This is a genomic window from Caulobacter sp. GW821-FHT12A07 (assembly GCF_058807655.1).
This window is the reverse complement of record NZ_JBXAQX010000001.1, coordinates 741,962-754,887: the sequence shown is the minus strand read 5'-3', so window position 1 is coordinate 754,887 and position 12,926 is coordinate 741,962. Positions and strand designations below refer to the sequence as shown.

The 12,926-nt window shown below is 69.6% G+C and carries 14 protein-coding genes; 2 read left to right on the top strand and 12 right to left on the bottom strand.

Features of this window, described 5'->3' with window-relative positions; translation table 11 throughout:
• Window positions 1-70: 70 nt before the first annotated feature.
• The 10 genes from AC1RRS_RS03560 to AC1RRS_RS03515 form a co-directional block, all read right to left on the bottom strand.
• Window positions 71-217, bottom strand: a complete 147-nt coding sequence (locus tag AC1RRS_RS03560) for a hypothetical protein (RefSeq protein ID WP_199228323.1) — start codon at window positions 215-217, stop codon at window positions 71-73.
• Window positions 218-395: 178 nt separating this feature from the next.
• Window positions 396-1,106, bottom strand: coding sequence for a PA4824 family protein (locus AC1RRS_RS03555; RefSeq protein ID WP_492853967.1), 711 nt, complete (start codon window positions 1,104-1,106; stop codon window positions 396-398).
• Window positions 1,107-1,128: 22 nt separating this feature from the next.
• Window positions 1,129-2,442: an ABC transporter ATP-binding protein gene (locus AC1RRS_RS03550; protein ID WP_492853966.1), complete on the bottom strand. Its 1,314-nt coding sequence runs from the start codon at window positions 2,440-2,442 to the stop codon at window positions 1,129-1,131.
• Between the two features lie 12 nt (window positions 2,443-2,454).
• On the bottom strand, window positions 2,455-4,212 hold the full coding sequence (locus tag AC1RRS_RS03545; RefSeq protein ID WP_492853965.1) for an ABC transporter permease: 1,758 nt from the start codon (window positions 4,210-4,212) through the stop codon (window positions 2,455-2,457).
• Between the two features lie 279 nt (window positions 4,213-4,491).
• Window positions 4,492-4,923, bottom strand: a complete 432-nt coding sequence (locus AC1RRS_RS03540; RefSeq protein ID WP_110118299.1) for an NUDIX hydrolase — start codon at window positions 4,921-4,923, stop codon at window positions 4,492-4,494.
• Entirely contained in the window at window positions 4,920-5,993 is a 1,074-nt protein-coding gene (locus AC1RRS_RS03535; RefSeq protein WP_492853964.1) for a patatin-like phospholipase family protein, read from the bottom strand. The genes AC1RRS_RS03540 and AC1RRS_RS03535 overlap by 4 nt, the downstream gene beginning before the upstream one ends.
• A 65-nt stretch (window positions 5,994-6,058) precedes the next feature.
• Window positions 6,059-6,856 (bottom strand): 3-hydroxybutyrate dehydrogenase, encoded by a 798-nt coding sequence (locus AC1RRS_RS03530; RefSeq protein WP_487290371.1) that lies wholly within the window; start codon window positions 6,854-6,856, stop codon window positions 6,059-6,061.
• Between the two features lie 105 nt (window positions 6,857-6,961).
• Window positions 6,962-7,729 carry a peroxide stress protein YaaA gene (yaaA, locus tag AC1RRS_RS03525; protein ID WP_492853963.1) on the bottom strand — a complete coding sequence of 256 codons (768 nt, stop codon included), beginning with the start codon at window positions 7,727-7,729 and terminating at the stop codon, window positions 6,962-6,964.
• A 79-nt stretch (window positions 7,730-7,808) separates the two neighbouring features.
• A complete protein-coding gene (gene map, locus AC1RRS_RS03520) occupies window positions 7,809-8,555 on the bottom strand; it encodes a type I methionyl aminopeptidase (protein WP_492853962.1) in 747 nt (248 codons plus the stop codon).
• Window positions 8,552-8,794, bottom strand: coding sequence for a ParD-like family protein (locus AC1RRS_RS03515; RefSeq protein ID WP_492853961.1), 243 nt, complete (start codon window positions 8,792-8,794; stop codon window positions 8,552-8,554). Before AC1RRS_RS03515 ends, map begins: the two co-directional genes overlap by 4 nt.
• A 141-nt stretch (window positions 8,795-8,935) precedes the next feature.
• Between AC1RRS_RS03515 and AC1RRS_RS03510 the strand changes: the two genes are divergently transcribed.
• Entirely contained in the window at window positions 8,936-9,754 is an 819-nt protein-coding gene (locus tag AC1RRS_RS03510; RefSeq protein WP_492853960.1) for a hypothetical protein, read from the top strand.
• 8 nt (window positions 9,755-9,762) lie between these two features.
• Here AC1RRS_RS03510 and AC1RRS_RS03505 read toward each other — a convergent pair whose 3' ends face one another.
• A complete protein-coding gene (locus AC1RRS_RS03505) occupies window positions 9,763-10,905 on the bottom strand; it encodes a lipase family protein (protein ID WP_492853959.1) in 1,143 nt (380 codons plus the stop codon).
• Between the two features lie 145 nt (window positions 10,906-11,050).
• Here AC1RRS_RS03505 and AC1RRS_RS03500 point away from each other — a divergent pair, with 145 nt between their 5' ends.
• Entirely contained in the window at window positions 11,051-11,359 is a 309-nt protein-coding gene (locus tag AC1RRS_RS03500; protein WP_492853958.1) for a hypothetical protein, read from the top strand.
• A 7-nt stretch (window positions 11,360-11,366) separates the two neighbouring features.
• Here the strand turns inward: AC1RRS_RS03500 and AC1RRS_RS03495 are convergent, their stop codons facing one another.
• Window positions 11,367-12,776 (bottom strand): FAD-binding oxidoreductase, encoded by a 1,410-nt coding sequence (locus tag AC1RRS_RS03495; protein WP_492853957.1) that lies wholly within the window; start codon window positions 12,774-12,776, stop codon window positions 11,367-11,369.
• Between the last annotated feature and the right edge of the window lie 150 nt (window positions 12,777-12,926).

The window sequence follows — 12,926 nt, the reverse complement described above, 5'->3', positions numbered from 1 at the left end:
GAGAGTGCGCTCGTCCTTGCTGGCGGCAAGCGTGCCGCGAGGTCAGGCGCGGGGCGGTGGTTCCGGGGCGCTATTCGTCGAGGATACGCTCGGGATCCAGTTCCGGCGTCCAGAAGCAGGCGGCCATCGCCGCCAGCATGACGGCGACCATCGCCAGGAAACCACGCGGCGGGGCCAAACCCGCGATGTAGGGGCCCACGATGTCTTGCGGGGTCATCTCTCTCGTTTCCTCGTGAGACGGCGCCGCGCTCTGACGTCGAGACTGCCGTTCACGGAGGAAAGCGTCTCACCGAAGCGAAGGTTCGACAAGTCCCCATTTTTCAAGGGGTTATTGTGGACTCGCGGGTCCAGGATTGGGCGGGGCAGGCCATGACGACCCGCCCCGCCTCGCACCTCTAGCGCCGTACGGTCAGGCCCAGGGACAGCGCCCGCGGGCTTTCGCCGTCGGCGCGGCGGCCGGCGACCAGATCCAGGTCGACGCGACCGCCGCCCGGGGTCCAGCGTAGCCCGACCTGTCCGCCGGGACGGCCGCCGTCCCGGCGGAAGGCCTCGACCATCAGGACGAGGTCGTCGATCGGCGAGAGCTCGGCCTGGGCGCCGTAGAACAGCGCGTCGCGCCGCGCCGCCGCGCGGGTGTAACTCCAGCCGGCGTTGAGGTTGATCCGCAGCCGCCGGCCGACCGGGAGGGTCATCGGAACCAGCAGGCCGGCGGTCTCCAGCCGCCCGGCGCGTAGGCCATAGGCGGCCGATCCCGCGATCCCGAGGCCCAGGCCGTGGTCCTCGGGCAGCAGGTTCAGTTTCACCGCCGGCCCGATCGTCGTGTCCGAGATCCCGCCGGCGGCCCAGGCGTGCTGGATTCCCGCGCCCAGCTCCAGGCGGGGCCAGGCCTGGCGCGTGCAGGCCGGCGACAGGTTCACCAGCCCCTGACGCGCCGCCAAGCGCGTCGTCCAGGCTTCCAGGTGGCAGACGCCCGGCGTCTCGACCGCGGCGTCATCGACCACGTGTTCGGCGCCGGACGCCCGAGCGCCTGATGCGGCCAGGAGACTGGCCGCGACGAGGAGGCTGGACGCGGCGACGGCCGCGCCCAGGAGGGTCTTCACGATCATGGTTCGCCCTCTTCCTCGGCGTCTAGGCCGGGTCGTCCAGCGAGAAGCGGTCGGCGCTCTCGTCGTACGAGAAGACCTCGGCGTAGCGGCTCCAGTTGGTGGCCGCGCGCAGGGTCTGGTCGGCGTAGTCGGGAGACATGAAGTCCTCCAGTTCGTCGCGGAACCGGCTGGCGGGGGCGGCGTGGCTGGGCCGATCGTCCAGCACCCGGCGCACGTGGGCGGCCAGGGGAACGTGGGCCAGCAGCTGCTGGGCGAAGATCGACTTGCGCGCGTCGACGTCGGCCTCGGCGTAGCGACGGGCCGTGGGCGTCAGCACCAGGTCGCCCTCGCGCAGCTCGGCTAGGCGCAGCAGCTGCAAGGTCTCGGCGATCGGAAAGAGCGCGTCGGCCTCGTATCGCAGCACCCGGGCCAGCTCGGGCATGTGCGCCCGGCCGTCGAACGGAGCGGCGCACACCGCCTCGATCAGGCCGGCCATGACGTTGGTCGAGACGCGCGGCAGCACCATGCCAAGGCCCATGCCGGGAAAGACCCCGTCGCGGGCGCTCGCCGCCGCCTGGTCGGGCCGGGTCATCTGGGCGTAGATCCGCTCGACCAGGGCCCGGAAGGCCGGATCCTGGCGGTTGCGCGGCTGCGGCAGGTCGACCTTGACCGTCGACGCCACCCGGCCCGGATTGGACGAGAACACCAGGATCCGGTCGCACATCAGCACCGCCTCCTCGATGTTGTGGGTGACCATCAGGATCGACTTGATCGGCATCCGGCCCTCGTTCCACAGGTCGAGCAGGTCGGTGCGCAGGGTCTCGGCGGTCAGCACGTCGAGGGCCGAGAACGGCTCGTCCATCAGCAGGATCGAGGGATCGACCACCAGGGCGCGGGCCAGGCCCACGCGCTGGCGCATGCCGCCCGACAGCTCCTTGGGATAGGCGTTCTCGAAGCCGTCCAGACCGATCAGGTCGATGGCGGCCAGGGCCCGGCGGCGGCGCTCGTCCGGGCGCACGCCCTTGGCCTCCAGCCCGACCTCGACGTTCTGCAGCACCGTCAGCCAGGGGAAGAGCGCGAAGCTCTGGAACACCATGCTGACCGTGGTCGGGCCGTCCTCGCGCGACGGGAAGACGATGTCGCCCGAGGTCGGCTTGATCAGGCCGGCGATCGACCGCAGCAGGGTCGACTTGCCCGAGCCCGAGCGGCCCAGCAGGCCGACGATCTCGTTCTCGTCGAGGGTCAGGTCGACATTGTCGAGCACCAGCAGGTTCGCGCCTTCAGCCTTGCCGTACAGGTGACGGATGGCCTTGGCTTCGACCAGGGCGGGCGATTGGTTGGGGGTGAAGCAGGTCATGGACGCTCTCCCTTAGGCCAGACGGAGGCGGCGCTCGGCGAAGCGGTACATCGGCCGCCAGAGCACGCGATTGAAGACGATGACGAAGACGGACATGACGGCCACGCCCAGGGCGACGCGGGCGCTGTCGCCGGCGGCGGTGGCCCTGGCGATGTAGGCGCCCAGGCCCGCGGCCTCGAGGCGCTGATGGCCCCAGCTGACCGCCTCGGCCACGATGCTGGCGTTCCACGATCCGCCCGAGGCGGTGAGCGCGCCGGTCACGTAGTAGGGAAAGATCCCCGGGATCGCGACCTGCCGCCACCACTGCCAGCCCCTGAGGCCGAACATGCCGGCGGCCTCCTTCAGGTCGCCCGGAATGGCGCTGGCCCCGGCGATGACGTTGAACAGGATGTACCACTGGGTGCCGAACACCATCAGCGGCGAGAGCCAGATGTTCGGGTCCAGGCGCAGGGCGACGATGGCCGCCACCGCGAACGGGAACAGCACGTTGGCCGGGAAGGCCGCCAGGAACTGGGCGATCGGCCGCAGGCGCTCGGCCCAGGCCGGGCGCAGGCCGATCCAGACGCCGATCGGGACCCAGACGAGGGTGGCCAGGGCGATCAGCGCGACGACGCGGACCAGGGTCGCCAGGCCCAGCAGCGAGACCTGGCCCAGGTCGTCGAGGGTCAGGCGCTGGCCGAGGAACGACCACAGCAGCCCGGCGCCGCCGACGACCGCGATGGCGACCAGCGCCAGCCATAGGCCGTCCAGGACCCTGCCCAGCGCCGCGGGCGGCGCGGGCAGGCGCAGGGTCGGCAGGCGGACGGGCGGACGCAGGCCGGAGACGACGCGGGACAGCCTCGGCAGCGGCCGGGCCAGCGACCGGATCCAGACGGCCCGGCGCAGCAGGTCGTACAGCCACGAGGCCGGGCGCTGCTGGCTGGCGGTCTGTTCGAAGCGGAACTTGTCGGCCCAGGCCACGACGGGACGGAACACCAGCTGGTCGTAGAGCACGATGACCACGGCCATGGCGGCCACGCCCAGGGCCAGGGCCTTCATGTCCTGGCGGGCGATGGCGACCGACAGCCACGAGCCGATCCCGGGCAGGGTGACGGTGGTGTCGCCCACGGTGATGGCCTCGGACGCCACGACGAAGAACCAGCCGCCCGACATCGACATCATCACGTTCCAGACCAGGCCGGGCGTGGCGAACGGCAGCTCCAGCCGGACGAACCGGCGCCAGGGCGAGAAGCCGAACTGGCGGCTGACGTCGTCCAGGTCGGCCGGGATGGTCCGCAGCGACTGGTAGAAGCTGAAGGCCATGTTCCAGGCCTGGCTGGTGAAGATCGCGAAGATCGCCGCGCATTCCACGCCCAGCTGGCGGCCGGGGAACAGGCCCATGAAGAAGGTGACCGTGAAGGTCAGGAAGCCCAGCACCGGCACGGACTGCAGGATGTCGAGGGCGGGCGCGATCAGGAGCTCGGCCTTGCGGCTCTTGGCGGCCAGGGTGGCGACCGTGAACGTGAAGACGAGCGAGGCGAAGAGGGCCAGGAACATCCGCAGCGTCGTGCGCAGGGCGTATTCAGGCAGGCGGGCGGGATCCAGCGTGACCGGGGCGGCGTGCAGGGCCGTCAGGGGCTGGCTCATGTCCTCGGCCCCGCGCACGACCAGGACGGCCGCGGCGGCGAGCAGGAGGAAGGCGACCAGATCCGCCCACGAGGGGACGGTTCCGGCGCGAAGAAAGCGCGCGAGCGGACGCGCGGCCTTGAGGTCTCCGGAGAGGAAAACCATGGGGCTTGTCCTTGTGACTGTGGCCGCGACCGGCCGTCAGCAAGGAGCCCGTTGAACCCCTAGCGTGACGCCGTTCGCGGCGTGTTGGATCGACTGTGACTGTCGCTGGGCATGGGGCTTGGGTTTCCGTTGAAAGCGTCGTGGCCGCGTCGCGGCATCGAGCGCGGCGGCGGGATGCGCCCGCCGACCGACGTTGTCAAGTTGCTGTGGAGAAGATCCGTCGAGCGGCCGTCTTTTTCCGAAGCCCGCGCTCCGTGGCGCGGCGATCCGGCGATGCGCCTAGCGCCCGAACAGCGCGTAGGTCTGTTCGATGACCTGCCGGGTCAGGTCCCATTCGACGGCGGCCATGGCCTCTTCGCGGGTGAAGAAGCGGGCGTCGGCGGCGTCGTCGCCGGCCTTGGGTTCGCCGCCGGTCCATTCGGCGGCGTAGTCGAACATCACGAAGTGGCGGGTGGTCTCGCCGGTTTCGCGCGAGGTGAAGACGCCGTCGACCACGTCAATGAGGCCTAGAAGTCGGGCTTCCACGCCCGTCTCCTCGCGCAGTTCGCGCAGGGCGGCGGCTTCCGCCGTCTCGCCGAACTCGATCCGTCCGCCCGGCAGGCTCCATTGGCCAAGACGCGGTGGCGTGCCGCGCTTGATCAGCAGCACCTCATGCCCCCGCAGGCAGATGACGCCGGCGGTGGGGGAGGGGATCGGAGCGGGGGTGTTCATGCGAAACCAGACTTCAAATCTACCGTCGAGCGCTCCCCCACCAGGGGCAAACACTCGCCGAGCCAAGCTTCCGCCGCCTTGCGCCCACGGGCCTTGAGGTCGGTCAGGAAGCTCCACTCGGTATTGAACTTGGACGCCAGCGACAGGTCGGCCAGCGGCTCGTCGGCCTTGATGGCGTGCAGCAGCATCCGCCGATAGCGCCCCCGGGCGTTGTCTTTCAAGAGGCCTTCGTCGAGCAGCTTCTGCACGAAGCCGATGGCGCGCAGTTCCGAGGACAACGCGGCGTTGAAGGTGATCTCGTTCAGGCGGTCCATGATCTCGCCCGGGGTCTTGGGCGTCTCGTCGCGGACGAAGGGATTGAGGCTGACCAGCAGGATGTCGTCGGGGGTCTTGTCGTAGAACAGCGGCCACAACGGCGGGTTCGCGAGAAAGCCGCCGTCCCAGTAGGGCTCGCCGTCGATCTCCACCGCCTGGAACACCTGCGGCAGGCAGGCGCTGGCCAGCACGTGGCGGGCGGTCAGCTCGGTCTCGCGGAACACCTTGGCCTTGCTGGTGCGCACGGCGGTGGCGGCGATGTAGAGCTTGACCGGCGAGCGGGTCCGCAGGGCTTCGAAGTCGATCGCCGCGTCGAGGATGTCGTTCAGCGGATTGAGGTTGAACGGGTTGAACTCGTAGGGGCTCATCGACAGGGCCAGGGTCTCGGCCAGCCGCCAGCCCGGGGTGTTCTTGATCCAGTCGGCGGCCCCGCCGAACGCGCCCCCGAAGGCGCTGGTCCAGATGCTGGTGTCGCCGAAGACGTTGCGGCCGCCGTTTCGGTTGACCTGCTTCCAGAAGTCGTCGAGCGAGGCCTTGGCGCCCTCGCGTCCGCCGGCGATCAGGCCCGAGGCGTAGGCCACCGCGTTCATCGCCCCGGCCGAGGCGGCGGTGATGGCCTGGATCTCCAGGCTCTCCTCCTCCAGCAGCCGCTCGATCACGCCCCACTCGAAGGCGCCGTGCGAGCCGCCGCCCTGCAGCGCCAGGCTGATCGGACGCGGCCCCTTGGGCTTCTTCTTCAGCGGCGCGATGGGCATGTCGGCGACCTCGGTGCTTGGTCCTGTCGAAGGACGAGGTTTTCGTCTCCAGCGCCGGGGATCGGCTACTGCGCCGTCCAGCCGCCGTCGATGGCGAAGGACGCGCCGTTGGCCGAGGCTCCCAGGTCGCTGACAAGATACAGCAGCTGGCCCGACAGCTGCTCGAAGGTCACGAACTGCTTGGTCGGCTGGGCGGCCAGGATCACGTCCTTCATCACCGCCTCCTCGCTGATGCCGCGGGCCTTGGCCTGGTCGGTGATCTGGGCCTCGACCAGCGGGGTCTTCACGAAGCCGGGGCAGATGGCGTTGCAGGTGATGCCCTGCTGGGCCACTTCCAGGGCGATGGTCTTGGTCAGGCCCAGGATGCCGTGCTTGGCGGCCACATAGGCCGACTTGTAGGGCGAGGCGACCAGGCCGTGCGCCGAGGCGATGTTGACGATCCGCCCGCGGCCCTGCTCGCGCATGATCGGGATCGCCGCCTTGCTGGCATGGAAGGCCGACGACAGGTTGATGGCGATGATCAGGTCCCACTTGTCGTCGGGGAATTCCTCGACGGGGGCCACGTGCTGCACGCCGGCGTTGTTGACCAGGATGTCCAGCTCGCCGAACTCGGCCTTGGCGGCCTTGACCATGTCGGCGATCTCGACCGGCTTGGTCATGTCGGCGCCGTGGTACAGCACCTCGACGCCGTGCTTCTCGGCCAGTTCCGAGCGGGTGCGCTCGATGGCGGTCATTTCGCCCAGGCCGTTGAGCACGATGTTGACGCCTTGACCGGCGAGGGCGTCGGCCAGGGCGTGGCCGATGCCGCTGGTCGAGCCGGTGACGATCGCGACCTGCCCCTGCAACCCGAAATCAACCGCCATGACGCGCTCCTGCTGGCCTGCCTGGGCCGCTCGAATTGTTGCAACGCAACATATAGCCCGCCGTTGCGAAAGAACGAGGGGCTATAAATTCATCGTTAGATGAATTCAGGGCTGCGGGCGAGCGAAAACCCAGTCGGCCTCGGTGGAGAGCTCGGGTCGGAAGCGGTAGCCGTCGCGGTCGAAGGCCTTGAGGTCGGCGGCCTTCTCGATGCGGCCGTCGATGATGTGGCGGGCCATGCGGCCGCGGGCCTTCTTGGCGTAGAAGCCCAGCACCTTCAGGGTTCCGGCCTTCTCTTCCTTGAAGTGGCAGGTGACCACCGGCAGCTTCAGGGCCTTGGCGTCGACGGCGCCGAAATATTCCTGGCTGGCCAGATTCACCAGCGTCGGGTCCGCGTGGCCGGCGGCGGCCTCGTTGAGCGTCTTGGCGATGGTCTCGCCCCAGAAATCGTAGAGGGTGGCGCCGCGCTTGGTCTTCAGGCGGGTGCCCATCTCCAGGCGGTAGGGCTGCAGGGCGTCCAGCGGCCGCAGCACGCCGTAGAGGCCCGACAGGATCCGCAGGTGGTCCTGCGCCCATTCCAGCGAGGCGCGGTCGAGTTCGCGCGCCGCCAGGCCGGCATAGACGTCGCCGTTGAAGGCGATCACGGCCTGGAGGCCTTCTTCGACCTCCGGGTCGAAATGTTGGAATCTTTCGCGGTTCAGGTCGGCCAGCTTCTCGGAGATGTGCATCAGCCGGCGCAGGTCGGCGGCCGTCAGCTTGCGCGTGACCTTGGCCAGTTCGGCGATCTGCGGCTTCAGGGCCGGCGTCGTCAGCGGCAGCACCTCGCTGGGCGCGGTGAAGTCGAGCGACTTGGCGGGAGAGATGACCATCAGCATGGGGACGCAGATAGAGGCTTTGGCCCCGCTTCGCCAGCGGTGGCGGCGCCTCTTAAGCCCGTAAGGGGCGATGCGCCCCTCAGGCCAGCGTCAGCACCAGCGGTCCGTTCCGCGTCGCCACCAGGGTGTGCTCGTACTGCACGGTGGGCTGGCCGCGCGGCGGACGCAGGGTCCAGCCGTCGTCCAGTTCCTCGACCCAGTCGGCGCCGAGCGACAGGAACGGCTCGATGGTGAAGACCAGGCCCTCGGGGATCGTGCGACGGTCGCGCGGCTCGCGCCAGGTGGGGATCTCGCGGGGCTCGTCGTGCAGCGAGCGGCCGACCCCGTGGCTGGCGAGGTTGCGCACCAGGCTGTAGCCGTTCTTGTCGGCGAAGGTCTCGATGGCGCCGCCGATCGCGTTCAGTCGGCCGCCAGGCTGCACGGCCCGGATGCCCGCCCACATCGCCCGGCGCCCGTCGCGGCACAGGCGTTCGATGCGCTTCGTCGTCGGCGGCACTGAAAAGCTGGCGCCGGTGTCGCCGAAATAGCCGTCCAGCTCGGCCGAGACGTCGATATTGATCAGGTCGCCGGCCTTGATCACCGTGTCGCCCGGAATGCCGTGGGCGCAGTCGGGACCCACCGAGATGCAGGTCGCGCCGGGGAAGTTGTAGGTCAGTTCCGGGGCCGAGCGCGCGCCGTCCTTCTCCAGCAGGGCGCGGCCAATGTCGTCCAGCTCCCGGGTGGTCATGCCGGGCTCCAGCGCGGCTCCCATGGCCGCCAGGGTGCGGGCCACCAGGGCGCCGATGACGCGCAGCTTCTCCAGCTGGTCTTCGTGCTCGATGGTCACGGCAGGGTCTCGACGGCCTTCGCCGCTTTTGGGCTGTCAGACGCTGGATCGTCGCCGTCCACGCCCGCCTCCCGCAGCTCGCGCGCCACCAGTTCCTGGAAGGTCAGGTGCGGGTGCAGTTCGCACAGCATGCCGATCCTGATCCAGAACGCCGCCTGGCCGTTGATCGACCGGTACGACGCCTTGCTGGCCCGCCGCAGCTGCTCGTGCAGCTCGTCCTCGATGTTGACGATGCCCATGGGATATCTCGATCATATACGTTTCGTATATGAGATATATGGCCTGGGTGCGGGCGAGGCAAGCGATGAAGACGGCCAAGCTTGTCGCTGGACAATCGGCCCTCGTTCGCCTCACGGTTGGGCGCGGCGTGGGGCGAGTGCATGACGAGCGTGATGAAGCGGGCGGTGGGGCCGCTGCTGGTGGCGATGGCGCTGGCCGTGGCGGGGTGCAAGCCTCTGTCGTTGAGGAGCGATCCGGCCGCCGAGGCCGCTGCGCGCGCGGTCTATGACGACATCGCCGCCGGCCGGGCCGAGGCCGTGCGATCGCGGATGGCGCCGGAGGCCGCAAAGACGACCACGCCGGCCGCGATCCTGGCCCTGCGCCGTCTCGCGCCGCCGGCGGGGACGGTCGAGCGGCGGCTGATCACCTTCCAAGGGACCTTCGCGCCCGGCGTGGAGACGCTGGACCTGACCTACGAACTGCCTTTCCGCGACGAGGCCGTGCTCTATCACGTGCGGCTGGTGCGCGCCGACAAGACCCAGGCCTGGCGGCTCTGGGGCTGCGGCTTCAATCGCGCCAGCAACGCCGAACTGGCCAAGGGCTCCTTCACCCTAAGCGGCCGGACGCCTTTTCAGCTGGCGTTCCTGACCGTCGCGGTGCTGTCGCCCCTCTTCATGCTGTGGGCGGCGGTCGCCGCCTTTCGGGCCCCGGGGCTGAAGCGAAAGTGGTTGTGGGTTCCGCTGTCGTTCCTCGGCGTCGGCGTCGCGTCGATCAACTGGACCACGGGCGCGGCGGGCTTCCAGCCGATACACATCGTGCTGCTCGGCGTCACGGCCAGCAAGCAGGGCTACGCCAACTTCTACCCGTGGATCCTGAAGTTCACCGTGCCGGTGGGCGCGGTGGCCGTCCACCTACGGGCCTGGAAGGCGCGGCGGGCCGCCAAGGTGACGGCGCCGCCGGCTCTCGATCAGGCAGCCTGAGGGCGGCCCTATTCGGCCGCCGCCGACGATGTCGAAGCCTGCTGCCCCTTCGCCGCCGCGATCAGTTGGCGGGCGTGGGTCTGGACCTGGCGCAGGGTGGCGTTGGTCATGACCTGGGTGGTGTCGTTCAGCGCGTCGGTCACTCCGAAATAGGTCGGGTAGGCCGCCAGGTGGTTGGCGACGATCAGGCCGAAGAAGTCCTGCAGGCTGGCGTAGTCGACGTCCGGCGGCGTGGCCGCGAAGGTCTTGTGGGCGATCGGGGTGTAGGTCTTGAAGGCGAGCAGGCCGTCGGCCAGCAGGTCGATCGAGCCCAGCAGGGCGTCCATCTCCAGCTTGAACGCCAGATCGCCGGTGTTGGTGAAGAAGCCCTTCAGATGCACGTCGTTCCAGGCGGTGGGCACGATGTCGTGGGCGTTGACGATGTCGGTGTTGAAGGGCGTCGGCCCGGTGTCGGCCGGCTGCGGGTAGAAGTGGGTGTAGAGGGCCGCGAAGTCCGGATTGCCGGGCGTTGGGCCGGCGCTGGGCAGGGCCAGGTGGGTGATGCCGGGGAACGGGCCGCCGTTCTGGCCGATCACCGCCGTCGCCAGGGTCGGCGACAGCGCCCCGCCCAGGCTGTGGCCGGTGAAGATGATCGTGCCGCCGGTGTTGGCCTTGGCCCAGGCCGTGACGAAGGCCTGGATGCCGCCGCTCTTGGAGTCGGTCATCGCCAGCAGGGCGGTGATGCCGGTGTGGGTGGCGTGCGAGATCTTCGGCGACGGCGCGCCCGTGAAGCCGCCGTTCCCGTAGGCCCAGTCGACCTGGCGGACGATCGCGAAGTCTTCGGCCAGCCAGTCGTAGGCGTCGTCCTCGTTGGTGCCGGCCATGGCCACCACCAGGCAGGGCGCCCCGTTCACCGTGGCCGCCGCCGCGTACAGCAGGTTGTCGGCGTAGTAGAGCGCGGTTGGGTCGTCGCCGTCGTGGCTGGCGGCCTCGGGCCCCCAGACGACCGACCAGTCGGCGATCTGGCCGGCGTTGTCGGTGACGAAGGCGGCCACCGCCTGGGCCACGATGGCTTCCAGATTGGCCAGGGTGTCGACCTTGTCGCCGGCGGCGTTCGACAGCCAGGACAGGCAGAAGGCCTGCTGCTGCAGGGTCAGGCTCGAAGCGGGCATGATCGCCTCCCTATGTTGATTTTGATGGCGCGCGGCCCGGCCGTCGCCGAGGGCACGGTATCACGGTTTCAACTTGAGGATGTGATCTGTCGCACAAGGCGGCGCGGGGAATCCCCTTCGCCCGAAAATGCTCTAGGAAGGGGCCATGAACCAAACCCTCGCCCTCGTGGCCGCCCTGGCCTGGCCCCTGCCGATGATCGCCGCCCTCTACTTCGTGGCCCGCACCAAGGCGCTGAAGCTGCGGGTGATCTGGGCGGTGCTGGCCTTCGTCGGCGTCGGGGCGTTCTGGATGAAGCCCTCGACCGGCGAGTGGGGCTTCGTCCCGTTCGCGATCAACATCCTGGGCCCGGGCGCGGCCAACGGCTTGCTGAAGGCCACCTTCCCCGCCGGGGCGGTGCTGTCGCTGATCATGGTCTATTTCGCCCGACGCAAGGCCAAGGCGGCCCAGGGCTAGTGACGGCCTAGAACAGCACCCGCGGGTTCATGATCCGCTGCGGGTCGAGCGCCGCGCGGATCGCGCGCAGGGCGGCGACCTCGATGGGGTCCTTGTAGGCCAGGGCCTCGGCGGTCTTCATCGCGCCAAGGCCGTGTTCGGCGCTGATCGAGCCGGTGAAGCTGGCGGCGATGTCGTGGACGATGCGGGCGCCTTGCTCGCGCAGGGCGTCATGGGCGTCGTCGTCGCCTCCGGAGGCCTTCAGCACGTCGTAGTGGACGTTGCCGTCGCCCACATGGCCGAAGGCGACGATGCGGGTTCCGGGGAAGGCCTTGTCGATCGCCGCATTGGCCTGGCCGATGAACAGCGGGATCTTCGAGACGGGCACCGACACGTCGTGCTTCCACACCGCGCCCTCGGGCTTCTGGCCGGCGGAGTGGCCTTCGCGGATGTGCCAGAAGTCCTTCATCTGGGTCTGCGTCTGGGCCACGGCCGCGTCGGCGATCAGGCCGGCCTCGAAGGCCCCGGCCAGCAGGCGTTCCAGCGCCGCCTCGGCCGCGCCGGGCTCGCCGCTGGCGATCTCGATCAGCACGTACCAGGGATGCTCCGTGGGCAGAGGATCGCGCAGGCCCGGCACGTTGCGTACGGTCAGAGCAAAGCCCAGGCGGCCCATCAGCTCGAAGGCCTCGACCGCGCCGCCGGTCTCGTCCTTGGCCTTGGCCAGAAGGGTGATGGCGTCCTCCGGCGAGGCCAGGCCGACGATGGCCACGGCCCGCGAGGCCAGGGGCGCGTGCAGCTTCAGGGCCGCGGCGGTGACCACGCCCAGCGTGCCCTCGGCCCCGATCAGCAGCTGCTTGAGGTCGTAGCCGGTGTTGTCCTTGCGCAGGCGCTTGAGACCGTTCCAGATCTCGCCGTTGGGCAGGACGGCCTCGATGCCCAGCACCTGTTCGCGCATCATGCCGTAGCGCAGCACGGCCGTGCCGCCGGCGTTGGTCGAGATCAGCCCGCCGATGGTGCACGAGCCTTCCGAGGCCACGCCCACGGTGAACCGCCGGCCCACGCTCGCCGCCTGCTGGTGGGCCTCGTACAGGGTCACGCCGGCTTCGAGCACCATGACGTCGTCCAGGGCGTCGACGTCGCGCACGGCCCGCAGCTTCTCGGTCGACAGCAGGATCTCGCCCTGCGGGATCTGGCCGGCGACGAGGCCCGTGTTGCCGCCCTGCGGGGTGATCGCCACGCCCTCGGCCGCGCAGATGCCCACTACGGCGGCCACCTCGGCGGTGGTGCGGGGCGTCACCAGCAGCGGCGTCTCGCCCTTCCAGCGCCCGCGCCATTCCACCAGCTTCGGCGCCAGCCGCTCGGGATCCTGGCTCCATCCACCCTCGCCCAGCACGGACTTCAGGCGCGAGACGACATCTGCGGGAACGGGCTTTGTCATGGCCCGGGAGAATAGGGCGGAACGGGCAGGGGGTGAAGGCCGCCCTATGGTCCCTCTCCCCTTGCGGGAGAGGGTGGCCTCCGAAGGAGGTCGGGTGAGGGGGCGCACGAACGCAAAACGCCGCGAAAGCCGATCAGCTTTCGCGGCGTC

Coding starts and splice junctions, on each gene's coding strand:
- AC1RRS_RS03535 (WP_492853964.1), bottom strand. CDS start 5,993: ATGCCCATCGCGCCGCTGAAGAAGAAGCCCAAGGGGCCGCGTCCGATC.
- AC1RRS_RS03505 (WP_492853959.1), bottom strand. CDS start 10,905: ATGCCCGCTTCGAGCCTGACCCTGCAGCAGCAGGCCTTCTGCCTGTCC.
- AC1RRS_RS03545 (WP_492853965.1), bottom strand. CDS start 4,212: ATGGTTTTCCTCTCCGGAGACCTCAAGGCCGCGCGTCCGCTCGCGCGC.
- AC1RRS_RS03495 (WP_492853957.1), bottom strand. CDS start 12,776: ATGACAAAGCCCGTTCCCGCAGATGTCGTCTCGCGCCTGAAGTCCGTG.
- AC1RRS_RS03555 (WP_492853967.1), bottom strand. CDS start 1,106: ATGATCGTGAAGACCCTCCTGGGCGCGGCCGTCGCCGCGTCCAGCCTC.
- AC1RRS_RS03530 (WP_487290371.1), bottom strand. CDS start 6,856: ATGGCGGTTGATTTCGGGTTGCAGGGGCAGGTCGCGATCGTCACCGGC.
- AC1RRS_RS03510 (WP_492853960.1), top strand. CDS start 8,936: ATGACGAGCGTGATGAAGCGGGCGGTGGGGCCGCTGCTGGTGGCGATG.
- yaaA (WP_492853963.1), bottom strand. CDS start 7,729: ATGCTGATGGTCATCTCTCCCGCCAAGTCGCTCGACTTCACCGCGCCC.
- AC1RRS_RS03550 (WP_492853966.1), bottom strand. CDS start 2,442: ATGACCTGCTTCACCCCCAACCAATCGCCCGCCCTGGTCGAAGCCAAG.
- AC1RRS_RS03540 (WP_110118299.1), bottom strand. CDS start 4,923: ATGAACACCCCCGCTCCGATCCCCTCCCCCACCGCCGGCGTCATCTGC.
- AC1RRS_RS03515 (WP_492853961.1), bottom strand. CDS start 8,794: ATGGGCATCGTCAACATCGAGGACGAGCTGCACGAGCAGCTGCGGCGG.
- AC1RRS_RS03500 (WP_492853958.1), top strand. CDS start 11,051: ATGAACCAAACCCTCGCCCTCGTGGCCGCCCTGGCCTGGCCCCTGCCG.
- AC1RRS_RS03560 (WP_199228323.1), bottom strand. CDS start 217: ATGACCCCGCAAGACATCGTGGGCCCCTACATCGCGGGTTTGGCCCCG.